Genomic DNA, 23322 nt, shown 5'->3' with positions numbered 1-23322 from the left:
CGGCCTGCGGTGAAACGACGAAGGCCCGGACGGCGCTACGCGGTCCGGGCCTTCGCGAAGGCGGAGGATGCGAGATTCGAAGTCGTGAGGGGTTGTCCCCAACACGCTTTCCAATTCTGCGGGGTGCCGTTCGGCAGGGTCGCACACGTCCTGACCTGCGTTTTTCCGGCCGCTGGGTAGGCGGCTGAACCGGCCTGAACGGCGATGAATGAGACCAAAACTGAGACCAAGAACCGGGGCCGGAGTCGACCGCAGTGCCTCGAGGAAGGACTGGCAGGAAGCCTATCGGTGCCGAGTCCGAGCGTGTTGATGCTTCGTCGCAGCTCAGACCCTGTCTGTCTGAACCCCGGCCGGGGCCCGGATACTCGTCGGGGCTCAGGTGGCGCCCTCGTCCGGCTTGTCGAGGAAGGTCAGCTCCTCCTCGGTCAGGCGCAGGGCGCCGGCGGCGATGTTCTGGGCGAGGTGCGCCGGGTTCGTGGTGCCGGGAATGGCCAGTACGTGCGGACCACGGTGGAGGGTCCAGGCAAGCCGTACCTGGGACGGCGTCGCGCCGTGGGCGCGGGCGACCGTGTGGACTCGCGCGTCCTGTTCCTGGGCTGCGGCCGCCTCTCGTCGCAGGCCGGAGATGGCGAAGAACGGGACGAAGGCGATGCCCTGTTCCTGGCACAGGTCCACCAGTCCGCTCTCGTCGGCGCGGCGCCAGTCCAGGCCGTAGGAGTTCTGCACACAGACCACGGGTGCGATGGTCCGGGCCTCGGCCACGTGCTCCGGCCGGACGGCGGAGAGCCCGAGGTGGCGGACCAGGCCCGCTTCGCGCAGCTCGGCGAGGGCGCCGAAGTGCTCGGCGATCGAGGCCGTCTCGGGGCCGGTCCAGCGCAGGTTCACCACGTCCAGGTGGTCGCGGCCGAGCTGGCGCAGGTTCTCCTCGACCTGGCCGCGTAGCTGGTCGGGGCGCGCCATGGGGAGCCATTCACCGGATGGATCGCGCCCTGGGCCGACCTTGGTCACCACGACCACGTCGTCTCGCCAGGAGGCGAGCGCCCGGTTGATGAGCTCGTTCGCGGACCGCAGCGGCGAGAAGTAGAAGGCGGCCGTGTCGATGTGGTTGACGCCCTGCTCGAACGCGTCGCGCAGCAGCCGAACGGCGACATCGCGGTCGATCGGCGTGCCGTCGGAGTTCCCCCTCACTCCGTTGCCGGTCAGCCGCATCGCGCCGTAGCCGACGCGGTTCACCTCCAGATCCCCGAGCTTCCAGGTCCCTGCTGCCGCCGCTGTGTTCACCGTGCTCCTTCACCCGTTGGTTCGTCAGGTCCTGGAGTATGGGCGACCGCGGGGTGCTGCGACAGGTCAACGGGCTGGGCGAAGCGTCACATCCGAATCGGGAACGAACCGTCACCGCCCAGCCGTTGGACCTGCCGAGAGACGTTCGATCAGGACGTCGTTCCGGTGACGGCGCCGCCCGTCCTGGTGACGCGATAGACCACGGCGGCACCGCTCCACCGCACCCGGGCAAGGCGATCACCACCCACACCGGCCAGACACGGCTCACCCCGACGCGACACGCGGCGCTCCGGCGCGCCGGGGGTGGGGAATCGAGGCGAGCAGGTCTGGCCCGTACCTGAGTACAGGGTGGGGATTTTCAAGGCTCTGATCGCACTTCCGTGAATGATCTTGGGGTTGTCGATCTTGGGTGCCGGCAAGTTCGGTCGTCGCCCGCCACAATGAGCTTCAGGAACGCACGCCGCCAGTCCTCGTCACTTGTGGTCGCGGAGGAACGCGGCGATGTCACTGCGGGTCGGGTAGTTCGGCAGGGGCGCCGGCGTGTCCTGGAGGAACGCGGCGATCGCGGCGACGGCCCGTTGGTCGTTGTCGTCGAGGCCGTTCCACATGTGGTGTCCGACTGCGGGGCCCGAGGCGACGGCGGCTCCCTGGTGGTCGATCGACTGCGGCTGCACGCGCCGTTCGGCCTCCTCCGCTATGCGACTGGGAAGGCCGGAGCAGTGCAGGCCGAGCGAGGCCGGGTATTGGCCCGGCGGCTGGGCGGCGGCCACTGAGGCGGGCGGGCCTACGGACGTCGCCGAGCGGGTGGGTGGTTTCATCTGGCCGGTGGCCAGCCGCGCGGAGCCCCGGCGGGGGCTCCTCCGGCTATCAACGGTTCGCATGGCTGAAATGGCTGTCTTCCCAGTTCGTGACGTTTGTTCCATTGCAACAGCGATGCCTTGCGGTGGAAGCTCGGGTCGCCGGGTGGCTGGTGTCCCCGGCCCCCGCCAGCGCCCAGACGGCGCTGGACCCGCCGGACCCGGCCCGGCCGGTTCTCCTGGCGCGACATGAACTCCCGACCCGACCGGTCCTCCCCGCCGTCGTGACCTCCGCGTCCATCACATCGAGCGGCAGCATGACCGCGCGCACCGGGTGGACGTCACGTCGCCGAGGTGCCCGGCCGCGCGGCGAGGCCAGAGCACCCACAGGCACGACGCCTGGCGTCCCGCCACCACCAGCGTCCTCGCAGCAGTGCGCAGCTTGTCACCCGAGCGGTGGGAGGCGAGGACGTCCGCAATGGCCAACCGGCGGCGACTGTGAAAATCGCTGTCCGATCACCGGAGCACGGTGATAGACATCCGGCGTGGAAAAGAATCTTGAGTTCCCTGACCTGCTGCGACTGATCGATGAACGGTCGACCGCCTTCCGCGCCGCGGTCGCCGCCGCGCCCAGTCTCGACGCACAGGTGCCGACCTGCCCCGGGTGGACGCTGTTCGATCTGGTGAAGCACCTGGGTGGGGGAGACCGTTTCTGGGCCGCCATCGTCGGCGCGGGGCCTGCCGACGCTCCCCCGGCCGAGGCCACCGCTGCGCGCGCCGCTCTGGAAGTGCCGCGGGAGCGTGAGGCCCTGCTGGCCTGGCTGGCCGCGTCGACGCAGCTTCTGCTGAGCGCCCTGCGGGAGGCGGGCCCGGACGTCGGCTGCTGGGCGTGGTGGAGTGCCCTGCAGACGCCGCGGACCTCCGGCGGAGTCGCCCGGCACCGGGTCCAGGAGAGCGCGGTGCACACCTACGACGCCCAGCTCGCCGCGGGCGCCCCGCAGCCGCTGCCGACCGAGGTCGCCCTCGACGGTGTCGAGGAGTTCCTGTTCACCTGCGTCGCGACGCCCAGCGCCTGGCCGCACAAGCCCACGGCCTTCGACTTCCACACCGCCGAGGGCCGCTCCTGGCGCCTCACGGTCGACGGCGACGGCGCACGCTCCACCCGCATCCCCGCGCCCACTGCCGCGACCGGCGAGGACTCGGACGCAGCCGGCGCCTCCATCCATGGTACGGCCAGTGAGTTGGTCCTCTACTTGTACGACCGTATCCCGGCCGACTCCTTGCACGTTGACGGAGACGCAGGGCTGCTCGACCTGCTCCGCGCCTGGGAGCCGGAGGAGTAGGACGTAGCGGGGGCGGTTGGCCGCGCCTCGAGCCGGTAGGACACGACTCTTCGCCAGGTTCGTCAGTCGCGGCACCGGGCTCAAACCCGCGAGGCGGCCTCGGGGCGTCACCAAGCCGACCGTCTACCTGGTCAGAGCTCGAACTCACGACCTCCGCACGATCAGAGACGAGTACATCGATAGCCGGGCAACCGCCGACCGGCTCGCTCTCCGTATCCAGCGAGCCGGCGGTTCTGGGTCGCGCCCCTGGCCGCGCTCCTGGTCCCACGAACCCGCCAGATGATCATTTGTCAGGTAGGCCGTAGGTAGCTGCTCTCCTCCCCAACCCGCTCAGCGGCGACCTCTGCTCTCGCCATCGGTGTACCCACCGGCTGGACCGTCTTGTAGGCGCAGTCCACCACGGTCCACGTTCGCGGCCCCCCTGGTGGGCGCAAGGACAGGACGTAGGCCATGCCACCTCCTGTCGCATCATGTTGTTGAGGACCAGGCGATAGGTCCTCAACAACAAACGAGCGACTACTGAACTTGAATGCGTGATGTCGGCTTTGGGCTTGTTGCTGGTCTACGCCTCCGGTGCCTTCCAGCCGCGAGGCTACGATCGCCACGAATAGCTGCAGCACAGCGAATGGCAGTGTGTGTTCCTCGTCGAGACCATCGGCGGCTCCTCCTCGGGGACTGCAGAATGGCACCGGGCTGGCCGTCGCCGGGGCGGTCCCGGGCGGAGTGCAGGTGCGATGGCAGGCTGCGCCGGGGCGCTGCTGTCCGCCAGCGTGCTCAGCATCAACACCTGCACCCGCGGAGAGCAAGCCCGGCGCCCCACCCTCGCCTCGGTCCAGGCCCTGGCGCTCCACATCGTGCTGACCGCGGCCGGCCACCGACTGGCCCGCGACGGCGAGGACCTGGTCGTCACCCACCTCGCCGATCCCCACGCCGCCTCCGAGCGCGAGCAGGGGCTGGAGCGGATGCTCGACGCCGAGCACCCCCGGCCCGGGACCCTGCGCGAGCGCCGGCGCCGCCGCCGGCTCGCCCGCGGGTAGGCCGCCCGTCCAGCCCGTGGCTGGGCATCAAGGTAGCGGCCGGAAACCTTGACGACCGCCGCCGGTTCCCTTGACGGACCATCAAGCAATCCGCGTTGCACCTGGTCACAGCGCCCTCGCCGCCCATCCGAGAGCGCAGCTCCAGCACCACCTGCGAGGCCGAAGCCGCTGACCTCGAGCGGCTGCGCAACCGCGCCGGGCACCTGGTGAGCTTCGTCCCGCCCGTGTGCCACTTCTATCTGGGCACGGCCCCACACATCCCCCACGCCCGGGCGCCGCCCGACGTGTTGCCGCCCGGTGACGCTCCGCCGGGTGGCGGGGCGTCGTGACAGGCCCTCAGAACCTGCCGGTCCGGGTGGTCACCGCCACTACCCGCCGTTGCGATCCCGTGGGCCCGCCGTGAGCACGGTGTGCAGCGTTCGGGCCTCCTTCAGCAGGCGGGAGGAGCCGTGCTGGGCCGCGAGTGCCTCGACCACCGGCAGCGGGCCGGTGGCACCGATGCGGGCGGCGCAGTCGGCGGCGAGGGACAGCAGCTCCGGCACGCCGCGTACCGGCTCCGGGGTCAGCATGCCCGGCAGCGCGGCGCGCAGCACCGCCCAGAGCGTCCCGTAGGCGCCCGCGTCGGCGGCCTGGCGCAGGGAGCGCGGCACGCGGCTCAGCAGGGCCGTGCCGTTGCGGGCTGTCTCGGCGAGATCGGTGCCGAGGCGGTCAGGGTCGAGCGCGCCCTGGGCCGCGAGCAGCAGCAGCGCGTCCACGGCGGCGGTGCGTTCCGGCGCCGAGGCCGAGCCGAGTGCGCAGGCGAGGGTGAGGTGGACGGCGGGGCCGGCCGGGCCGCCTGCCTCGACCAGCTGCGCCAGCAGCGCCTTGCCTTTCGGCCAGTAGAACTTGCGGGCGTCGAGGATCGCGTTGCCGAGCCTGGCCGCCAACTCCTCACGGTGGCACGGCAGCATCGCGAGCGCGTGGGGTGTGACCGCGTCCCGGACGGCGAACGCCACCCGGCGTCCCTCCGGATCGACCAGCGGCCCGAGTATCCGGCCCAGGTCCGGGTGGAGGAGCGCCTGGTGCTCGGGTGCGAGTCCGGGCTGGGTGACCAGCGGTCGCGAGCGGCCCTCGGCGGGAAGCCGCTCGGTGTGCTGGCCGGGCAGCCCGCCCTCGGCCAGCCACCGGGCCAGGTGCCGGCCCTCCGCAGAGCGGAGCTGCCCGGCGGCTGCTAGCACCGAAGGATCGTCCGTCGGCAGGACGCGGAGCAGTGCCTGGCTGAAGTCGGCCGCGCCGGCCCGGCCGTCCACGGCTTCCAGCGCGGCGAGGCGCTCCACCAGGGCGGCTGCCTCCAGCCCGCCGTAGGCGTAGCTGGGCGTGGCGAGGAGGAAGGGCGTTCGTCGCAGCACGATCAGCGCGGCGGCCTCCTGCACCCGGGCCGCCAGCACGGTGCGGAACCGTTCCTGGGGGTTCACCCAGAGCGGGTCCTCCCCCTGCAGCATGGCATGGGCCCGCTTCGGCGGGACCTCCCCCACGGCCGCGGCGGCCACCCGCCCGAGCCAGGTGCGCTCCCCCCTGAGCGATTCGCGCGACGCGAGGTCCCGCAGTACTGGATTCAGTGTTGCCCGGAGCGACTCGGGGTCCCGGTAGGACTCGCGGACCAGGCCGTCCAGCGTGCGCTCGAAGGCGGCGACATTCTCGTCGCTTGCCAGCATCACGGCGGCAAGCTCCTGCGCGACCGCGACCGGCCCGTCCAGGGGACCGGCCAGCGGCACCCGTGGGGGGATCGGCGGCGGCACTTCCTCGTAGGGCGCGGTGCCGTCCGGGCCGGCGGGCGCGTCGAGACCGAAGAGCGCTGCCGCGCGGGCGGCCTGCGCCGGGCCCAGCAGCTTGGTCGCCGCCCGCAGTTCGGGCAGCAGGGCCGGCCCGGCGGCCGTAAGGTGACGGGCCGCCAGCTTGAGCGCCCGCTCGTGCAGTTCGGCGTCGGCGTTCCCGAAGGCCAGGGCCGCGCCGCGCACGGCCGCCGCGGCCCAGTCGGGGGAGCGCCGCCCGGAGCGGTCCAGCCAGGCGAGCTGGGTGCGCAGCAGCGTCTTCTCGCTGCGGAAGAAGACGCTGGCCGAGGCCTCCACCAGGTGCTCCAGGTCGAGCAGGCCGGCGGCGTCCAGCTCGGCGAGCTGCGCCTGGGCGTGGGCGGCCACCGTGGACTGGGCGTCCAGCATCGGCAGGTAGGTGCGGATCCGGGGGGCGCTCTCCTGCGTTGTGGGTGCGAGGTCTTCCAGCAGATGCAGGAAGCCGCGCTGGTCGCTGGGGCGTCCGCCGCGCGCCAGCCGGGCCAGGCAGCGGTCGAGTATCTCCTCGCGCGCGACCACGCCGGCCTCGATCAGCCCGAGGATCACGGCCCGCCAGGCCGGGCCCAGCTGGTTGCGTGAGGGGCTCAGCCCGACCGGCCTGATGCCGACGATGTCGAAGAGCGCGAGGACCATCGACGGGGTCGACGGCTCCTGGGCCAGCCGGGGCAGCAGCCCGCGCAGTTGTGCGTCGGATGCGGTCCACCCGCAGTGGTGGTGCTGCTGCCACGCCACCACCACGCGGTCCGTGGTCGGCACCGGCTGGCCCGTGGCACGGGCGAGGCGCTCGACCCCCAGGTACTCGGAGTCGGCCCAGGCGTCGGGACGCCGTTCGGCGATCCGGCGCAGCACCTCCGCCTGCCACTCGGGGCTGTGCTGGCCGACGACGGCCAGGACCGCCTGCTTCTCCCAGACCCTGTAGGGGGTGTTGAAGGGCCTGCCGCTCACCCAGGAGAACGCGGCGGAGGGCGCCGTGTGGCAGCCGAGCCCCGCCACCAGCAGGGCCAGCCTGCAGTCCTCCGAGCGTTTCCACCAGTCGGCGGAGAGCTCCTTCTGGCGGCGCGTGAGTTCGGGCAGCAGAGCGCGGCGCTCCGCCGGGCCGAGCCCGGCGAGCGCGGCCACCACACCGTCGACATCACCGCGGTCCACACAGTCCAGCAGGCTCATCGCGCCGAAACCTCCGTCACATCGTTCGAGGCCGCATTGTTCGGGGCCGCATTGTTCGGGGCAGCGGCCTGTGTCGCCAACCCGAGCGCCAGCACGTGTTTGCACGGCCCGCGCCCGCCCCGGTACTTGGCCCACCAGAGGCAGGTGCACCCCAGCGAGCCGTCCGCCGCACGTCGGACCCGCTGCACATGGTCCTCCACGTGCACCAGTGCGCCGCCGTCGGCCTCCGGGTGGACAGCTCCCGCGGCGACCAGGGCGCGGGCGGCCCGCAGCCGCGGGTTGCGGGCCTCGGCGCGGCCCGCGTCGTAGGGGAGTTGACGGTGGAAGAAGGCCGCCTCGGCGGCGTCGTAACCGACCTGCCCGGCCGTCCCCAGCCGGGTGAGCGCCGCGCGGACCCGCTGCGACGACAGACCCGCCTGCTCGGCCAGCTCCGCCACGTCGATCCGCGGCTCCCACGCCAGCAGCGCCGCGACCAGGTCCGCGTCCTGCTCGCCGCCGGCCAAGGCCAGCGCGTCCAGCACGCCGCCCTCGCCGGAGAAGCCGCGGGCCGCCTCGGGCGAGAGGGTGAGCGTCAGCCGCATCCCGGGCAGCTCGACCTCCCAGGCTGAGCTGGCCGGCCGGGTGTCCCCGGCCGTCAGCACCGGGCCGTAGACGCGCAGCCCGCGGGCGTGGCGCAGCACCCGCTGCAATGCGACCAGCCGCTGCGCGCCCGGCAGGCAGACCGCACCCGGCACGGGCCGGCTGGTGGGCCGCAGCAGCCGCCCGGCCGGGACGACCCACCGCGTCGGGCCTGTCGCATCGCGCCCGCCTGCCGTCAGCGTGCGCAGGAAGCGGACCGCGTCGGCGGCCGGAAGCTCGGCGCGCAGATCGAAGCCGGCGGCCACCACCTGCGTCTCGGCGAAGCCGCGCAGCCAGCGGTCCGGCAGCGGGACCTTCTTCTCCACCAGCGGCCCGTCCAGCGTGGTGACCTCCAGCGACTCCGGACCGACCGCGAGCCGCAGCGGCTCGGCCGGGCCGAGCCGCCCAAGGGCGTCCCGCAACGGGATGTTGACGTCGACATTGGTGGTACCGTGCCCGATCTCGCCGCCGTCGACGCCGGACTCGAGCACGTCGAGGCGGGCGTAGACACCGCAGCAGCCGGAGAAGGACTCGAAGCGCAGCCGATCGCCGTTGGCGGTGACCACCGGATCCAGCGACGCGAGCAGCTGCGGCTGGAAGTAGCGCGCGGCGGCCACGTCCGCGACCGCCAACAGCGCGGCGGCCGCGGCCGAAGGGGCCGTCAGCATCCCCTCGAAGAAACGGGGATGGGCGGCCTCGCCGAACGGCGTGGCCCCACCGGAAGTCTCCAGCCCGAGGCGCCCGCGCCGGTCGTCCAGCACGGAGGACCGCAGGTAGCTGTATATGTGAGCGGCTTGCGTCATGCGAGGAACGCTAGATCAGGACACAGACAGCACGCGATGCCAAGTCGTGCAAGAGCAAGGTGGAACGGGCCCGCGTCAAGGCTCGTGAGGCCGAGGCCGCTGCACTTGCTGCACCCGCTGCTGCACCGGGCGCTGCTGCCGCTGCACCGCCCGAGCCGGATCCTGCTGCACCCGTTGCTGCTGCTGCGCCGGATCCCGCCGCTGCTGTCATCCCGGCTGCTGCACCTGCTGCACGCGTTGCAGCGGTCCCGGCCGAGGAGCGTTGGGAGGGTGACGCCCGGCGCCTGCTCGGCCTGGCGGACGCGCTGCGCCGCCGGCTGGTCCGTTTCCTGGAGGAGACCGAGGCCGGCGATCCGGCCGTCGCGTTCCAGGAGCTGGCCCGCGTGCTGCCTTCCTTCAGCACCCGCTTCTACATGACCGCGCAGGAGATCCGGGACGAGGCTCTGTAGCGATGACGTTACGTCGTTTACGTCGTTGAAGCGCCTTGGATGGGGGTTGCCAGCCAGGTGGGGGAAGCCAGCCCGGTGGGGGAACGGGCCAGCCTGGCGGTGGATTGAATCGGTACAACAGGACGGGCCTCACCCTCGGTTCGTCCCGTCGGCACCACCATGTACTTCTCCCACGGTCGGCGACCGAACGGTTGCGGAAGGCAATGGTCCAGCGTGATTGCCTCTGCGAACACCCGGAGTTGCGAAATCGAGACCCGGACAACAGTGCTGACAGTCGTCCGTGCGAGCCGTACCGACAGGTCGATCAGGAAGGGGACAGACGCGGGGCCCCGCTTGGTGCCACTTCCGGCGGGCAGTCGCTGGCGACCGGCGGTAGGGGGCAGGCCGACCAGCCAACCAGGAGTGACGGCGGTCCCAGGAGCAGAAACGACGATGGCCCGGACCGCTGTGCGGTCCGGGCCATCTGCCGGCGGAGGATACGAGATTCGAACTCGTCTTTTGCCCAGATTTGACCTGCGACGATGCTCGGAATCCGGACAAACCGCCACAGTGTGCATGTTGCTCGATGCTGGCGAGTGCTGCCGGATGCCCCCGTGTGCTGACGTGACAACACAGATGATCATGAGGCCACGGCCTGAGCTTGGCGCTCACTGCCCATGGGTCTCGTGACGCACCGTAGCGCAGAGTCGGCCGCCTCTGGTGCGAAGCAGCCCCCACGCCCCGGATGCACGAAGCCCCGCCCGGGTGCTGGACGGGGCTGTGTCGGTTGGCCTGGCGGGGGGCTACTCGGGGCAGGTCGGCGAACAAGCCCACAGGGTGTGCCCGGGGCCGCTCGGGGCTTCCTGGTAGCCGATCGGGGCTGGCTTGGGAACGGCTGCGCCGCACCGGGCGCAGTGCACCGGGGCGAGGCGGGGCCACGTCTCACCGAGGGCGTTCGTGTGGTCGTCCCGGTGGAACGGCTCACGGTTGCACGGGGCGCCGTCGGATTGTCCGGGGCGTGGTGCGCCGCATGCGGGCTTCCTGGTGGCGGCGAGGGTCATCACGCCACCGCCCCGAGGCAGTGCGCGCCCTCGTATGTGTACTCAGGATCGGGCAGTCCTTCGGCCAATGCCGTGAGGGCTTGGAGTCGTACCTGTCGCAGCCGTTCCTCTGTCCTGTCCCAGAGCGGGACCACGCGGCCGGTGATCGGTCGGTACTCGGCTTCGGGGGTAGCCGCCGGCTCGACGACCGGCTCGACCACTAGACGTGCCCGCTGCTCCCGCTTGATCACCCTTGCCTCGATCTGCTGCCGGGTCGGACTGACCGGCGGGGTTCGCTCGGGAGTCGGCAGGTGGACGGGCGCCGGACTCAGCTCGGACGCGGTCGCCGGGAACGGCTCCGGGGTACGGCGGTAGTAGGCCGGCACGCGGAGCCCGTCCAGCTCCACCCGCATGGGTCGAGATGCCCCAGCGCGGTGGCGGCCAGTGGGGGCGTTCGTTGCGCTCAGGTATAGCGCCGAGGCGAACGCGAGCACCAAGGCTCCGGCGCATGTGTAGAACCAGGCCCAGAATGTAAGGTCGGACATGTTGGCAGCTCCCTAAAGCTGTCGACGATTCGCCCCCGGTCGCCGGCCCTAATCGGCTTCCGGGGGTTTCTTTGTGTCACCGACCGTACCTAACTCCTATAGGTACGTCTAGGTACGTTCAGGCTCGTACCAGAACGCGCGGGGACGTTCTTGGCGCCCTACCCTCTCCGTATGGACGCAACTCCGATCGACCCTGACGCCGAGGAACACCCGTACCAGCAGATTGCAGCGGACATCATCCGCGCTATCCGGTCCGGCGAACTCAAGGTCGGAAGTCGCGTGCCGTCCGAGGCAAAGTTGATCCAGACGTACGGCGTCGCGCGGAACACGGCCCGCCACGCAGTCGAGTACCTACGGGACGAGGGGTGGGTTCATACCCGTCCGCAGCGAGGCACGTTCGTCGCCGAGCGCGTCGACCAGGTCGACGGGAACGAGTAGGCCCCGCCCTGCCGGGAACAGCAGCGGGACGAGGCCGGGGATCGCAGCGAAAGCGAGGGCGTAATCCCAGGAAGCACCGCGCGCTGCTTGGGTCCAAGTCGCCTAGTTCCTGCGGTGCCGCCCGTTGCCCTTGCGCAGTAGAGCAACAGGGGTGTCATCCTGAGGTGGGGCGAAGCTGGTACCACGCCGAACGATCATCGGGTAGGCGTCGGCGTAGGTGTCGGCCACACCTACCGGCTGCCACTGCCCACCGTCCCACTCCACCACCAGGCGCGGGGTGTCTTGGAACAGGTGCCCCCGTCGTACGTCCGATGCGAGTATCAGTGCGTCTCGTGTTCCCGGCGGCCGGGTGCAGTCGGCACGCGCGGCGTACCAGTCGGACATGGGTTCGTCGTCGGGTTCGAGCACGGCTGATCCTCTCGCTCGGCGTCACTCCGAGGTTATCGGCCAGCGTCGTCCGGCGGGATAGTGCCGGGCCAGCCGAACAGCCCGAGGATTGGGCGCTTCCTCAGAGCCTCGGCGTACGCGGTCGAGTCGTCGAACTCCCGAAAGTTGGTGATCGGGTCTTCCGCCGCGTAGAGCATGGCGAGGGCGCAGCTAAGGCAGAAGTCCTTTCCGGTGTCCAAGTCCCGCAGAGTCGCGTAGTGCTGACAGCCGGACCACTGGCACCGCCTACGGTGCTTTCCGCCGTTCTTCCGCCCCGCCATGCTCCGCTGATCCGCCGCTCTACTTGGGTTCCTGGCCGAGCACCGAGAGACGCTGTGCCGAGCGGAGCCGCAGAGCGACCGTATCGGTCGGAAGCTCGGCCAGCGAGTCGCGGAACATCTCGACCAGTCCGCCAGCCAGCCTGGTGAAGTCCTGCCCACCGAGGTTCGGCGGAAGCGCCTCGCGCAGGGCCTCGCTGTCTTCGCCCAGCTCCCAGAGCTTGCGCAACGCCCAGTGCCTCGTCAGGAGTTGCACACCGAAGGTGATGTGAAGGCTGTGTTCCTCGGTGCTCTGCCCGGCATGCACCCACCCGCGCGGGATGAACAGCACCTGCCCGGCCCGGAGGGTGACCGAGAAGTCCGGGGCGTCCACTGCGAATCGGAGCTTGTCCTCCGGCGAGAACCCGATCTTCGACCAGTTGTGGTGCTCCAGCGGGTTGACGAACGTCGGGGCGAACAGCCGCCACTCCTTCGCGCCCTCGGCCTGCGCGATGAAGACGTGATGACAGTCCCAGTGCCACCCGAACCCCCGCGCCTTGTCGGCCGGGGTGAGGTAGAAGTTCCCCGTCACGGGGTGGCCAAGCATGGATGACAGTTCCTTGCAGAACTCCATGATCGGCGGGTAGGACCGGTGCAGGCCGTTGAGAACGAGGGTGTCCGTCGGGTGGTCAGCGGACGGCCGCTCGGCGGTCAGCACGCCGTCACGGACCATGCCGAACCCGCCCGGACGGATATCCGGGTCGCCCAGGATCTCGCGGGCCGCCTGCCTGGTGGCGAGCTGCTGCAGGTCCGCCGCATCACGGTCGTACACCGTGGGCACCGAGGGCCACGCGGCCCGAAAGGTGTCCGGGTCGGTGACCAGCCTTGAAAGTGCAGTCTGCACGGTGGCGCTCCCTTCTCGTAAGGTGGGGCAAGAGGGGCGACCGCCCCACCTCAATTGGGGCGGTCGCCTCTCGTTCACTTGCTGGTGCGTCAGGCGCCGATCAGGCGGTCGTACTGGCCGGCGGCGAAGGCGTCGCGCAGCTTGCGCAGCTCACCGGGGGTGCCGGTGATCACGGCGCCGTCGTTGTTGATGTTGGCGAGCGCCACCAGGCCGTTACCGGCGTCGGCGACCGCGAAGCACTCCACCTTGTCGTCCAGGTGGGAGAACGACGCCACCGACCACTCCAGGCCCGGGTGCGACGCCGGGTTGAACTCGACGGACTTGCTCACGTGCTTACCTCCTCTTGTCCACGGGAACGGCGGGTGCCGTGCCCGGTGTTACTGCCGCTGCGCCGCTCGGCGTAGCGGGTGGCGCCCCGTTCCGGCGATGGATCGGCTTGCCCGTTCGCCGGAACGGGAGTCTTGGGGCCTGCCCTGGTCATGGCTAGGGGAGGCACGGCACGCCGTACGCTGGGGTTGGTGGCGTCGCGCGCTTCGCGTGAGCCGCGCTCGCTGCTTTGCTGGGTCGGGCGGAGTCTTCTGGGCGGCTATGCGACAGCTGCGATCTTGTGCCCGTGCACCAGGTAGACGGTGTGGCCGGTCGTCAGGGCGTTCAGCGCTTCACCCACGCGCCGCACGTCGTGCGCGCTCAGGTACTCGGCCCAGTCACGGCGCGAGACGAACTTGTACTCCGACAACTCGTCGGCCGGGAGCGTGATCGGCGTGCCTTCCTTGATCCGGCCGCCGAAGAACACGAAGTTCACGCCCTTCGCGTAGCCGTTCGAGGCGGGAACGTCGTCCACCACCAGGAGTTCGCCGGGCTCCACGTCCGTGAACCCGGTCTCCTCGCCGATCTCGCGCGACCACCCGTCACTGATCCGCTCGTGGCCAAGGACGGACCCGCCGACGAGCCCCCACGGGAACGGGTTGCCCTTCGCGTCCTTGTAGACCTTGCGGACGATGAGAACACCAGCGTCGTCGCCCTCCTTCTCGTCCAGGAAGACGGCGAGTGCACCGAGGCGACAGCTGGGCGGGTTGGTGAAGTAGTTGTCATCGTGGGTCATGGTGGTCTTCCTCTCCTGTTGGCCTCCCCACAGTGGGGAGAGCCTGGTTGTTACGCGGCGGCCTGGTGGGCGCCGCGCCCGTCACCGGTTCGGAGTTCGAACCACACGACCTTGCCGCGAGGTTCGAGCTCGATTCCCCACCGGTGCGAGAGCTTCGCGACCATGTCGATGCCGCGCCCGTTCTCGTCGTCAGGGCCAGCCGTGATCAGGACCGGATAGGCCCCGGAAGAGTCGCGGACGCCGATGCGTACAACAGGGCCGCTCAGGTCCAGCAGCACGCGGGTGCGGGTGCAACCGGTGTGCCGATGGACGTTGTTCACAAGCTCGGTGATGAGCCCTTCAGCCGTGTCGATGAGGTGAGCCAGCCCCCATGCGCCCAGCCGGTCAGAAACGAAGTCACGGGCCCTGCAGCCAACCCCCGGCCCCATGGAGAGATCACGCCGGGCCACGCGCCGCGCGGCCGACCGCTCGATGGGTGCCGTGGCGGTCGCGGTGGTCACCGCTGGCCCCGATACGCCGCTCGCCTGCGTCGCCCCTCGGCGAGCTGCGACAGGACCCGAGCCCGAGCGCGTGGCCGGGACTCGTCCGGCACGTAAAGCGCGAGGGTCTGAGCCGACTGCCACGTAGCCAGTGCGCCGTAGTAGGCGGCCGGCGCCCGACGCATCTCAAGGTGCCCGGTGGAACCCGGCACCCGGCGCGGCAGCACATCGACGACGGCGGCGAACATGGGCGAACTCCCTTGACCTGGTCGGCAGTCTCGTCCCCGCCGGGGGCAGGGACGAGACCGCCGCGTTTATGCCACCTGGTGGCTTCCCGACAGGGCCCGGCGCTTCGGCCTGTCGTCCCGAGCGGCATGACCAGTCAACGACCGTCAGGGCAACGACAGTCAGGAAAAAGCCGGGGTGTTCTGCTCGCGGGCGATCGGAAGATTTGACCTCGGGATTACCCAGCTGTCTGCGCGTGGCGTGATGACGGCGCTACTTTGGGCTCATGGGTGACAACGTCGCGCTGCGCGCCCGCATGGCTGATCTCGACCTGAAGCAGGCCGAGTTAGTGCGCCTGATGAACGATGAGATCCAGCGGCTCACCGGGAAGTTAGGCACGGTCTCGGAGCGGACCATCCACAACCTGCTGGCCGGTGTGACCCGCTGGCCCCAGTCGAAAACCAGAGCCGCGCTGACGGCAGTATTCGGGTGCACAGCCGAAGAACTCGGCTTCACCCCACCGGGCGCCAACCGCCCCGAACCACCGGAGGTCCCCGTGCGACGTCGCACCTTCCTGACGTCCGGGCCGACCGCCGCCGCAGCGGTCGCCGTCCCGCTCCTGGTCTCCAGAGCGACAGTTGGCGCATCCGACGTTCATCGGCTGCGTGCCGGGCTTGAAACGCTGGATGCACTCGACGACCACCAGGGCGGCCACGCGGCGCTGGAGCGGGCCGCGCTCGCCGGAGCCCGGCAGGTTCTCGACGTTCAACAGAAGGGCAGCGCCAGTGAGCGCGTGCGCCGCCGACTGTTTGGCGTCGCGGCGGACTACACGGCGGTAGCCGCGTGGTCGTGCATCGACGCTCACGAGCTCGACCGTGCGCAGCAGCACCTCGACCACTGCATGACGCTCGCCGGCCTTGCGCAGGACCCAACTGCACAGTTCCGGGTGTGGAACTCGATCGCGATGCTCGCCCACCAGCGACACCGGCACGGCGAGGCGGTGGCTGCGGCGCATGCCGCGCAGGCGACCGGGATCACTCGTCGAGATCCGCTGTTCGCCTCCCTCGGGCACGCCAGGACGGCGGTCGGGCACGCGAACCGGGGCGACCGGCAGGCGGCGCTTAGGTCGATCGGAAACGCGGCCGAAGCACTGACGAAGACTCAGGCAACTTTGCGGCCTTCGTGGGTGGCGTTCTACGGGCCAGCAGAGCTGCACGCGCTCACTGCGATCGTCCGGGATCGTCTCGGTGATCCGGAGGGCGCCGAAGGGGCATCACACAGAGCACTCGCAGAGATCCCCCAGCAGTTCCGCCGCAACCGGGCACTAGCAATGGCACGGTTGGCCCTCGCACAGCTCCACCAACGCGACGTCGACCAGGCGACAGCGTCCGCGTCGAGCGTTTTCGACCTGATGGCCGGTGCACCGATCCCGGGCCGCTTGCGGACCCGGCTCGGCGACTTCCAACGTGATCTGTTCACCCTGGCGCCGAACTCAGCGACTGCGCGAGAGTGGGCTGACCGCTTCCGAAGCGAATGGAGCCGACCGTGATTGAGCTACGCCACTACCACGCGGGCGACCTGCCCAACGAGTTTCGTCAACTGCTGCTCGACGTCCATGCGGATGCCTACGCCGATCAGATGGACGACCCTTTCATTCAGCGCTTCCCATGGTTCGTCGACCACTGGTCGGGCCTGGACGGGTTCTCATGCGTGGTCGGCTTCGACGACGGGCAGCCGGTCGGCTTCGCGTACGGTGCTCCGCTCGGGGCAGGTCGTGAGTGGTGGCGCGAGCACATCGACCCGGCGCCAGCGGCGGCGAGCACGTTCGGCTTGTCCGAGATCATGGTGCGGCCCCGGTGGCGCAAGACCGGTATATCGCAACGGCTTCACGACGAGCTGATCGACCGTCGGCCCGAAGACCTTGCCGTACTGCTGGTCGACCCGGACCACCCTAAGGTTCAGGCTCTGTACGAGTCATGGGGGTACCGCAAGGTCGGCGACCGGCAGCCGTTCCCGGACTCTCCCAAGTACGCGGTCATGCTCCGGGACCTGCACTGACATACGGCTTGCCCGCGCGTAAACGACAAGAGCGCCCCCGCACCGGCAGTGTTGCCGGTGCGGGGGCGCTGTGGTGTTCAGTGGCCAGTGGCCTGCCAGATCAGGGCGATGGCGGCGGCTGCGGCGGAGGCGATGCTGAGTGCGGAGTGCGGGAGGCGGCGTTCCTCCAGGGCGCGCAGCCGGGTCTCGTGGTCGTTGATCTGGCTCTTGTGCTCGGCGAGGGCGTCAAGCTTGCCGTCGACCCGGATCAGGGCTTCCCGGATGCCCTGGATCTCCCGGTAGACGGGGTCGGGGGCGGCGTGCAGATCGGCTGGGGGGCTGGTCATCCGGCCGCCGGCGGGGTAGGCGGTACGGCGCTCACGGGTGCCGGGTCCACCGCCTGCGGGACGACCGGGGCGGTAGCGACGGCCGCCGGTACGACGGTTACGGCCGCGACGGGTGCGGGTGCCGGGGTGGGCCGGGGGGTGTGCGGGGCGATCCACCCGGCGATGAACACCGCGAGCGGCGGTGCGAGCAGGGTGACGATCGACTGTATCCACGGCGGGGTGGAGCCGAGCAGCGCCGAATTGGTGCCGACGGCGTTGAGGACGGTGACGACCAGGCCGAGGACAGTGGCGACGGCGGTCGCTGCTCTGATCTTGGTCTCGACGGGGGCGGAGGGAGTGGCCACGGGACGGTTCCTTTGCGGGTGCAGGGTTCAGTGAGTGGTGGGGGCGGTCGGTGCGGTGACGTCGACCTGCACGTGCACCGTGGCGTCCTTGATGGCGGCGGTCACGGCGGTCTGCAGCTGGGTGAGTGCCGCCGGAGGCAGCTGGGAGAGCGCAGCGGTCAGTTCCGGGAGCAGGTCGCCCCACGACTGGCCGGCCACGGCGGGGACCGGGGTGGCGGTCAGCGCCTTGTGGAGCCACCAGTGCACGGCGTAGGCGATGGTGTCGCGGGCGGGGATGGAGGTGACCGTGTTGAGGGTCTCCTCGTGGATGAAGCGCCGGATGTCCTGCTCGCTGAACGGCAAGGGGTCCTCCTCTGCCGGCGGGGCCGGGGTGGGTTGGGTGGTGGGGGTGAACGACAGTGCCCACGAGTGGAGTTCGTCGGTGCTGCCCAGGTGGCAGTAGTCGGAGTCAACCGGGGTGTCGGTGTACTGGTGGAACAGCCACGGTGCTTGGATGCCGGGGTCGCCGGGGGCGCGTCCGGCCGTGGCGATCCACAGGAAGTCGGCGTAGTAGCTGCTGGTGTCGACGTTTCGCCAGTAGTCGGTGTTGCAGTACAGGCCGACCGGGTGGTCGGGCATCTTCGTCTTGACGTACCGGAGCCAGGAGTCCTTGTAGGCCAGCTGGTCGGCGTGGCTGACAGTCGAGTTGGTGGGGTCGTAGCCCTCCCAGTCCAGGATGATCAGGTCGCCCGGCTGCCAGGCGACCTGCGCGAGGAACCGGTCGGCCTCGCCCTGCACGGAGTTGGCCATGTGCGGGTAGTGGTAGCCGCCCCACACGAGGCCGGCGGCCTTGGCGTGATCGCGCTGGGCGACCCAGCGCGGGTTGGTGTAGCCGAGCCCTTCGGTGATCTTGACGAACGCGAATGACAGGCCGGACACGTCCGGTTGGTCGTCCTGGTAGGACGACCAGTCCTGACCGTAGATGCCCATCAGAGGGTCGCCTTGCCGGTGGGTGCGGGCTGTGCGGGGACGGTGGCCCCGACCTTGAGTGCGATGGAGTCGGCGAGGCCCGCGATGTAGGTGAGGGCGATGTGGTCGGCGTCCGCCTTGGCGTTGCGCTTGGTGTCGGCCCGGTTCTGCGTGTTGCCGAGTACCGGCAACGCCCAGAGCTGCAGCAGGTTGGAGAGGAACAGGCAGAACGTGAACGGGTATGGGTCCTTGCTGAGAAGCGGGGCGCCGGCGGTGGCGAGGGTCATCCAGCCGAGCTGCCAGGCGACGAGTATCCAGAACGTCGTCATCGATCCGAACATGGAGCTGATTCGGTCGCCGAGGCGGTTGTTCAGTGACTCGTGCGGGTGCGGGACCTGTGGGTGGGCGGTGGCTGGCGAGACGGAGATGGTGTCCTGCAAGGTGGTGGCCACATTGCCTCCGGGTATGGGAAAGCCCCCGGCCGGTGCGGCGCCGGGGGCGTGCGGTCAGTGGGCGGGTTGGGCGGGCACGATCCAGCCGGTCGGCAGGGTGACTACCTGGGCGCCGGGGTGCGGTTCCGGCTCGGGGTGCGGCTCGGGCTGGCAGCCGCAGGCCGGTAGGTGGTCGGGGTGCGGGGCGGGGCAGTCGGCGGCGTGGATCTTCGCGGCGGTGTCGAGGTTGATCGCGTGGTCGGCGCAGGCCTGGACGGCGAGCGTCGTGTCGGCGGCCGTCGGGATCGGTCCGAAAGTCACGGGACGCTCGGGGTCGGCGAGTTGGGCGGCGCGGGTGCGCAGTTCCTGTTCGGCGGCGACGACGTCGGCGAGTTCGGTGTCGGTGGGGCGGCGCTGCCACTGCACGAGTGCTGGGGCGCCGCAGTGGCCGCAGGCGGGCGGGCCGGGGTCGAGGATCGTCGGCTCAGGCATGGGAGAACCTCAGCCACAGTCCGCAGCGAAGGTCGCCGTCGATGGCCGTGCCGAGGCTGCCGCCGGAGCTCTGCCAGCCGGCGACCGCGATTGAGTCGCCGACGTTGAGGTACACGTCCCGGACCGGGGTGACGACGCCCATCTCGACGCCTCCGTTCGCTGGCAGGTATGCGCCCGTGCCCGGGACCGATGCGCCGTTGACCTGCAGGCGCGCCGCCCGGAATCCCGCGCTGTTGCCGCTCGGGGCGTAGACGCCGCAGGCGGTGTACCAGCCGGGTACGCCGGGCTGGCAGACGTACAGCGCGGTGTTGGTGCTGGTGCTGTGCCCGGCGTACGGGTCGGTCTGGCTGGTGTCGAGGGCGAGCGGCGTCCACGTCTGGTTACTGAGGGATTGGGAGGTCCCCTGGGTGCCGACGAAACTCGGCGGGTTCTGCAGGTAGGTGAGCTGGTCGCGGACGCTGTTGCCGATCGCGGCGGTGAACGCGTCGGCCACGCTCCAGCTGTAGGGGGTGGTGAGGGCGAGTCCGGCCATGGGCGGCTCCGGTCAGTAGGCGGCGCGGGGGCCGCCGGCGGCGGCGATGGTGGCGGCCGGGTCGAGGCTGGCCGGGTAGGTCGTGGCGGCGGGCAGCGTGACGGCGGCGGGCAGGGGCTGGCAGACCACGTCCCCGGTGCCGTGGTTGCCGGTCAGAGCGGCGGTGAGGGTGACGACCACCTGCGTGTAGCCGGGGCTGGTCGCGCCCACGCCGCCGGGCGCCACGGTCACGGTCTCGGCCGCCGGGGTGCCGTATCCGACAGTCAGCTGCGTGCCGCCGGGCAGCACCGAGGCGGCCCGGTTGGCGGCCGAGCCGTTCAGCGCGCCGAGCGTGATGGTCCTGGCGCCGGCGGTCGCCGGGGCGGCGAGGGTCGTGTGCAGTGCGGCGGCGATCAGCCAGTTCTGGTACGGCGCGGCCGGGGACTGTTCGAGGGAGAGCTGCAGGCGCCCTTGGTCGTCCCCCTTCCACTCCAGTTGCTCGACGAAGGTGTCGAGGCCGATCGCGGGGGCGGCGTTGGGGCGCCGCATGACCCGCGACCTGGTGCCGAACTGCAGGCTGAGCACCGCCGGCCAGACGGCCGGGTTCGCCGAGGGGTCGACGGTGATCCGGGCGACACGTGGCAGCGGCTCCGCGTACTGCCCGGCGAGATAGGCCGTGGCGTAGGCGGGTTCGTTCGGGTCCTTCACGTTGATCGTCCGGGCGAGACTGCTCGGGAAGTACTCCTGCTGGCTGGTCGCATTACTGGCGTAACTGTCGGGCCGCTGCTGCGCGTTGGGGGCCACCTGGTTGGTCACGGTGACCGTGTTGTAGACGTGGTCGGGGTCGAGGTCGACCTCGACGTCGCCCAGGTACGGGACTTCCCCGGCGCCGCTGTTCTCGCCGAAGATGACGGCGGGTGTGGTCTGCAGGTACCGCCAGCGGCGGCCCGCGAGGGTGACGGTCCCGGCCGGGTCCGCGTAGACCTGCCCGGCCTCCGAGTCGGCGACCACCTGCAGCGCCGAGCCGGCGTTCTGCCCGCCGACGTTCGCCGCGCCCATGACGGTCTGCGTGTCCAGCGTGGCGAGCTGTCCGGGATACCCGGCCATCGTCAGCAGACGTTGCGCGCGCTGCGCGCTGGTCTCCCCGGACCAGCCGAGGGCGAAGCCGTAACCCAGGTCGTAGGCCGCGCTGTTGCCGATGGCGGTCGGGTACTCGACCGCGTAGGCGATGTCGCCCGTGTACAGGGACTGGCTGAAGGCGCCGGAGGCGACGCCGCCGATCGTGTCGGACTGGCACCCGGAGGTGTGGAAGTCCCCGCTCGTGGTCGCGATGTAGCCGAAGTTGTCGACGGCGACGGTCAACGTCTGTCCGTCTGGGCTGAGTTGGGCGATGACGATGTGCCAGTTCCCGTCGCAGACCATGACGTCGGACACGTAGGTCGAGCCGCTGGCCGACCGGTCCGCGTTGCAGATCCCGCCGTTCACGATGCCCGAGGTGTCGATGTAAAGCTCGACAAACGACTTCGGGCCGGACCCGCCGGACACGGCGCCCGGCGCGAACGACACCCACAGGATCATGGGCGCCACGCTTGGCTTGGTCGTGGTCCGGAAGCACAGGACCCGTGTCCAGCCGCCGGACGACGGCGGCCCGAACGGACCGGCGAACGGGGCGCCGATCATCATGCCGGGCTGGTTGTTGAATTGCCCGTAGGCGGGGTTGTTGAGCGTGACCACGGGGCCGGTCGCGCCGATGAACCCCGCGCCCGTCACGGAGTTGCCTGCCGTGACGGTCGCGCTTCCCGGACCGGCGGGTGCTGCGATGGCCATCCGGGGCTGCCGGTGGCCGGTGGAGTCCGCGAACTGTGCCGCTCCGGAAGGCTCGTTGAACGCGTACATCGACGAGGGGCCGAGCGCGGTCAGCGACTGGAGGAAGTTCTGCTGCAGCTGCAGGCGGGCGAGGCCGGCGAGGGCGTCCACGCACGGTACGGTCACCGTGCCGTAGGCGGGGCCCTTGGTCCAGTGCTGTTGGAACCTTTCGGCGTAGCCGCCCCACAGCGGGTACGTGGTGCCGGGGTCCGTCCACGGGGTCGGGGCGGCAGCCTGCTCGAACTGCCAGCCGGTCAGGTAGGCCACGCTCGCGACGGTGGTCACGGTGCCGGACGGACTGATGACGGCGGGGCGTGCCCAGACCGCGCCGGCCGGGGCGGTGGCGGTCAGGGTGATCCGCGCCCACCCCGGGGCGACCGGCAGCGTGACGGCGGCGCCGTCGGTGGGCGTGATGCGGGTGCCGTCCTGCCGGTACCAGCTGATCCGGCCGCCCAGCTGCAATCCGGCCTGTGCCCCGGCGGCAACGGCGGCGTAGACGCTGAACGTCCATGGCTGGCCCGTCACTTGGCCGGGCTGCCCGATGACGGGGACGGCGTCGGAGTCGCCGACGGAGAACGCGCCCGTGGTGGCGCCGAGGCCGAGGGCGAAGGCGCCGGAGGCGGCCGGGTAGTTCCAGGCGACGGCCTGTGTGTGGCCGGTCGGCGCGGGCGGGACGGCGGCCACGGTCCGGCTGCCGGTGGTCAGTTGGGTGTCGGCGGTCGAGGTGCCGTTCGCCAGCCCTTGGGGCAGCATGTTGCGGCTCGGCGGCCAGGTGGCGGTGAGTCTGGCCCGGCGGAACGGCCGGATGGCCCCGTAGTAGGGGCCGGCCGCGTTGGTGCTGTCGAACATGCCGTCGGTGTTGTCCAGCGTGAACGTGGCCGTTCCCGCCTGGACGGCGTCGAGTTCGTACTGCCTCCCGCCCTGCGTCGCGGTCCAGGTGTCGCGCAGACGGGCGGTGAGGTCGGTCCAGTACGGGGTGCCGCTCTGGGGGCCGCCGACGTTGAACGCCAGGGCGAAGCTGATGCGCGGCCAGGACGGCAGCAGGCCGCCCGCGCTGCCGAGCGGGGTGTTCAGGTGCTCCAGGTAGGCGGCGCCGCCGGTGGTGTTGTCGAAAGTGCCGGCGATGTAGAAGAACGCGACGGCGGTCACCGGCCAGGTGTGGGCGAGCGTGGCCAGGGTCGACCAGGCGAAGCCGTCCGGGCTCGCCTCGAACACGAAGTTCCCGCCGGTCTCCCGGATGCGCCACCAGGCGTGAGAAGTCGGGCTGTAGGCGGGCAGGTTCACCGCGCTCGCCGTGCCGGCGTTGTAGACGAACGCCTGAAAGTTCACGCCGGGCTGGCAGATCAGGTACGCGCTGTTGTTGGCGTCCACCTGGACTTTGAAGATGGTCTGCACCCCGGCGCCCCCGCTGCCGGCGGCAGCGGGGGTGACCTTGGCGTAGACGGCCTGCCGGGTTGCGTCCCACGTGCCCGAGCCGAGCGCCGGATAGGCGGCCGACACGGTCACGTAGGCACGGCCGGGCGCCGCGATGCCGGTCGACCCGGCGGCCGACATGTTCCACAGCGCCGGATTGAGCGCGGGACCGGTGAACTGGTCGGCAAGGCCGGTCAGTTGCGCCACCGGGGTACCT

23 protein-coding genes are annotated in these 23322 nt (G+C 70.8%); 6 read left to right on the top strand and 17 right to left on the bottom strand.

All coding sequences use genetic code 11. From position 1 onward, the window contains the following. Nucleotides 1-375: 375 nt before the first annotated feature. Both P3T39_RS01980 and P3T39_RS01975 read right to left on the bottom strand, forming a co-directional pair. A complete protein-coding gene (locus P3T39_RS01980; RefSeq protein ID WP_280695489.1) occupies nucleotides 376-1281 on the bottom strand; it encodes an oxidoreductase in 906 nt (301 codons plus the stop codon). Between the two features lie 473 nt (nucleotides 1282-1754). Then, nucleotides 1755-2099: a hypothetical protein gene (locus tag P3T39_RS01975; protein WP_280695488.1), complete on the bottom strand. Its 345-nt coding sequence runs from the start codon at nucleotides 2097-2099 to the stop codon at nucleotides 1755-1757. 524 nt (nucleotides 2100-2623) lie between these two features. Between P3T39_RS01975 and P3T39_RS01970 the strand changes: the two genes are divergently transcribed. Both P3T39_RS01970 and P3T39_RS01965 read left to right on the top strand, forming a co-directional pair. Continuing rightward, nucleotides 2624-3421: a maleylpyruvate isomerase family mycothiol-dependent enzyme gene (locus tag P3T39_RS01970; RefSeq protein WP_280695487.1), complete on the top strand. Its 798-nt coding sequence runs from the start codon at nucleotides 2624-2626 to the stop codon at nucleotides 3419-3421. Between the two features lie 734 nt (nucleotides 3422-4155). Next, a complete protein-coding gene (locus P3T39_RS01965) occupies nucleotides 4156-4458 on the top strand; it encodes a hypothetical protein (RefSeq protein ID WP_280695486.1) in 303 nt (100 codons plus the stop codon). 368 nt (nucleotides 4459-4826) lie between these two features. Here the strand turns inward: P3T39_RS01965 and P3T39_RS01960 are convergent, their stop codons facing one another. Then, nucleotides 4827-7451 (bottom strand): DUF6493 family protein, encoded by a 2625-nt coding sequence (locus tag P3T39_RS01960; protein WP_280695485.1) that lies wholly within the window; start codon nucleotides 7449-7451, stop codon nucleotides 4827-4829. Further along, on the bottom strand, nucleotides 7448-8872 hold the full coding sequence (locus P3T39_RS01955) for an SWIM zinc finger family protein (protein WP_280695484.1): 1425 nt from the start codon (nucleotides 8870-8872) through the stop codon (nucleotides 7448-7450). The genes P3T39_RS01960 and P3T39_RS01955 overlap by 4 nt, the downstream gene beginning before the upstream one ends. A 59-nt stretch (nucleotides 8873-8931) precedes the next feature. Here P3T39_RS01955 and P3T39_RS01950 point away from each other — a divergent pair, with 59 nt between their 5' ends. Then, nucleotides 8932-9321 (top strand): hypothetical protein, encoded by a 390-nt coding sequence (locus P3T39_RS01950; protein WP_280695483.1) that lies wholly within the window; start codon nucleotides 8932-8934, stop codon nucleotides 9319-9321. A gap of 1039 nt (nucleotides 9322-10360) precedes the next feature. Here P3T39_RS01950 and P3T39_RS01945 read toward each other — a convergent pair. Continuing rightward, nucleotides 10361-10753, bottom strand: coding sequence for a hypothetical protein (locus P3T39_RS01945; RefSeq protein WP_280695482.1), 393 nt, complete (start codon nucleotides 10751-10753; stop codon nucleotides 10361-10363). A gap of 303 nt (nucleotides 10754-11056) precedes the next feature. On the opposite strand from P3T39_RS01945, the gene P3T39_RS01940 reads away from it, so the two are divergent. After that, entirely contained in the window at nucleotides 11057-11323 is a 267-nt protein-coding gene (locus P3T39_RS01940) for a winged helix-turn-helix domain-containing protein (protein ID WP_280695480.1), read from the top strand. A gap of 102 nt (nucleotides 11324-11425) precedes the next feature. On the opposite strand, the gene P3T39_RS01935 is transcribed toward P3T39_RS01940, so the two are convergent. The 5 genes from P3T39_RS01935 to P3T39_RS01915 form a co-directional block, all read right to left on the bottom strand. Further along, entirely contained in the window at nucleotides 11426-11731 is a 306-nt protein-coding gene (locus P3T39_RS01935) for a DUF6087 family protein (protein WP_280695479.1), read from the bottom strand. A 318-nt stretch (nucleotides 11732-12049) separates the two neighbouring features. Beyond that, on the bottom strand, nucleotides 12050-12910 hold the full coding sequence (locus P3T39_RS01930; protein ID WP_280695478.1) for a cupin domain-containing protein: 861 nt from the start codon (nucleotides 12908-12910) through the stop codon (nucleotides 12050-12052). A gap of 89 nt (nucleotides 12911-12999) precedes the next feature. After that, on the bottom strand, nucleotides 13000-13239 hold the full coding sequence (locus P3T39_RS01925; RefSeq protein ID WP_280695477.1) for a hypothetical protein: 240 nt from the start codon (nucleotides 13237-13239) through the stop codon (nucleotides 13000-13002). A gap of 257 nt (nucleotides 13240-13496) precedes the next feature. Beyond that, a complete protein-coding gene (locus tag P3T39_RS01920; protein WP_280695476.1) occupies nucleotides 13497-14012 on the bottom strand; it encodes an NUDIX hydrolase in 516 nt (171 codons plus the stop codon). Between the two features lie 50 nt (nucleotides 14013-14062). Then, a complete protein-coding gene (locus tag P3T39_RS01915) occupies nucleotides 14063-14512 on the bottom strand; it encodes an ATP-binding protein (RefSeq protein WP_280695475.1) in 450 nt (149 codons plus the stop codon). Between the two features lie 490 nt (nucleotides 14513-15002). On the opposite strand from P3T39_RS01915, the gene P3T39_RS01910 reads away from it, so the two are divergent. After that, nucleotides 15003-16265: an XRE family transcriptional regulator gene (locus tag P3T39_RS01910; RefSeq protein WP_280695474.1), complete on the top strand. Its 1263-nt coding sequence runs from the start codon at nucleotides 15003-15005 to the stop codon at nucleotides 16263-16265. After that, nucleotides 16250-16774 carry a GNAT family N-acetyltransferase gene (locus tag P3T39_RS01905; RefSeq protein ID WP_280695473.1) on the top strand — a complete coding sequence of 175 codons (525 nt, stop codon included), beginning with the start codon at nucleotides 16250-16252 and terminating at the stop codon, nucleotides 16772-16774. The genes P3T39_RS01910 and P3T39_RS01905 overlap by 16 nt, the downstream gene beginning before the upstream one ends. Before the next feature lie 77 nt (nucleotides 16775-16851). Here P3T39_RS01905 and P3T39_RS01900 read toward each other — a convergent pair whose 3' ends face one another. The 7 genes from P3T39_RS01900 to P3T39_RS01870 are packed head-to-tail and all read right to left on the bottom strand — an operon-like array spanning nucleotide 16852 to nucleotide 23312. Further along, complete coding sequence (locus tag P3T39_RS01900; RefSeq protein WP_280695472.1) at nucleotides 16852-17100, bottom strand: hypothetical protein; 249 nt, start codon at nucleotides 17098-17100, stop codon at nucleotides 16852-16854. Continuing rightward, nucleotides 17097-17444, bottom strand: a complete 348-nt coding sequence (locus tag P3T39_RS01895; RefSeq protein ID WP_280695471.1) for a hypothetical protein — start codon at nucleotides 17442-17444, stop codon at nucleotides 17097-17099. The genes P3T39_RS01900 and P3T39_RS01895 overlap by 4 nt, the downstream gene beginning before the upstream one ends. A 27-nt stretch (nucleotides 17445-17471) precedes the next feature. Further along, entirely contained in the window at nucleotides 17472-18413 is a 942-nt protein-coding gene (locus tag P3T39_RS01890) for a glycoside hydrolase family 25 protein (RefSeq protein WP_280695470.1), read from the bottom strand. Next, a complete protein-coding gene (locus P3T39_RS01885) occupies nucleotides 18413-18844 on the bottom strand; it encodes a DUF1003 domain-containing protein (RefSeq protein ID WP_280695469.1) in 432 nt (143 codons plus the stop codon). Before P3T39_RS01885 ends, P3T39_RS01890 begins: the two co-directional genes overlap by 1 nt. Nucleotides 18845-18898: 54 nt before the next feature. Next, a complete protein-coding gene (locus P3T39_RS01880; RefSeq protein WP_280695468.1) occupies nucleotides 18899-19315 on the bottom strand; it encodes a hypothetical protein in 417 nt (138 codons plus the stop codon). After that, entirely contained in the window at nucleotides 19308-19847 is a 540-nt protein-coding gene (locus tag P3T39_RS01875; RefSeq protein WP_280695467.1) for a hypothetical protein, read from the bottom strand. Before P3T39_RS01875 ends, P3T39_RS01880 begins: the two co-directional genes overlap by 8 nt. Nucleotides 19848-19859: 12 nt before the next feature. Then, a complete protein-coding gene (locus P3T39_RS01870) occupies nucleotides 19860-23312 on the bottom strand; it encodes a hypothetical protein (RefSeq protein ID WP_280695466.1) in 3453 nt (1150 codons plus the stop codon). Nucleotides 23313-23322: the final 10 nt, after the last annotated feature.

The organism is Kitasatospora sp. GP82, from assembly GCF_029892105.1.
GTDB lineage: Bacteria > Actinomycetota > Actinomycetes > Streptomycetales > Streptomycetaceae > Kitasatospora.
The sequence above is the reverse complement of the archived record's forward strand: the minus strand, read 5'-3'. Positions and strand labels throughout refer to the sequence as shown.

What these genes read in the sequence shown, in the direction of transcription:
- P3T39_RS01975 (WP_280695488.1), bottom strand. Translation starts at nt 2,099, where the DNA reads ATGAAACCACCCACCCGCTCGGCGACGTCCGTAGGCCCGCCCGCCTCA.
- P3T39_RS01965 (WP_280695486.1), top strand. Translation starts at nt 4,156, where the DNA reads ATGGCAGGCTGCGCCGGGGCGCTGCTGTCCGCCAGCGTGCTCAGCATC.
- P3T39_RS01960 (WP_280695485.1), bottom strand. Translation starts at nt 7,451, where the DNA reads ATGAGCCTGCTGGACTGTGTGGACCGCGGTGATGTCGACGGTGTGGTG.
- P3T39_RS01955 (WP_280695484.1), bottom strand. Translation starts at nt 8,872, where the DNA reads ATGACGCAAGCCGCTCACATATACAGCTACCTGCGGTCCTCCGTGCTG.
- P3T39_RS01945 (WP_280695482.1), bottom strand. Translation starts at nt 10,753, where the DNA reads ATGCGGGTGGAGCTGGACGGGCTCCGCGTGCCGGCCTACTACCGCCGT.
- P3T39_RS01940 (WP_280695480.1), top strand. Translation starts at nt 11,057, where the DNA reads ATGGACGCAACTCCGATCGACCCTGACGCCGAGGAACACCCGTACCAG.
- P3T39_RS01920 (WP_280695476.1), bottom strand. Translation starts at nt 14,012, where the DNA reads ATGACCCACGATGACAACTACTTCACCAACCCGCCCAGCTGTCGCCTC.
- P3T39_RS01910 (WP_280695474.1), top strand. Translation starts at nt 15,003, where the DNA reads ATGGGTGACAACGTCGCGCTGCGCGCCCGCATGGCTGATCTCGACCTG.
- P3T39_RS01905 (WP_280695473.1), top strand. Translation starts at nt 16,250, where the DNA reads ATGGAGCCGACCGTGATTGAGCTACGCCACTACCACGCGGGCGACCTG.
- P3T39_RS01900 (WP_280695472.1), bottom strand. Translation starts at nt 17,100, where the DNA reads ATGACCAGCCCCCCAGCCGATCTGCACGCCGCCCCCGACCCCGTCTAC.
- P3T39_RS01890 (WP_280695470.1), bottom strand. Translation starts at nt 18,413, where the DNA reads ATGGGCATCTACGGTCAGGACTGGTCGTCCTACCAGGACGACCAACCG.
- P3T39_RS01880 (WP_280695468.1), bottom strand. Translation starts at nt 19,315, where the DNA reads ATGCCTGAGCCGACGATCCTCGACCCCGGCCCGCCCGCCTGCGGCCAC.
- P3T39_RS01875 (WP_280695467.1), bottom strand. Translation starts at nt 19,847, where the DNA reads ATGGCCGGACTCGCCCTCACCACCCCCTACAGCTGGAGCGTGGCCGAC.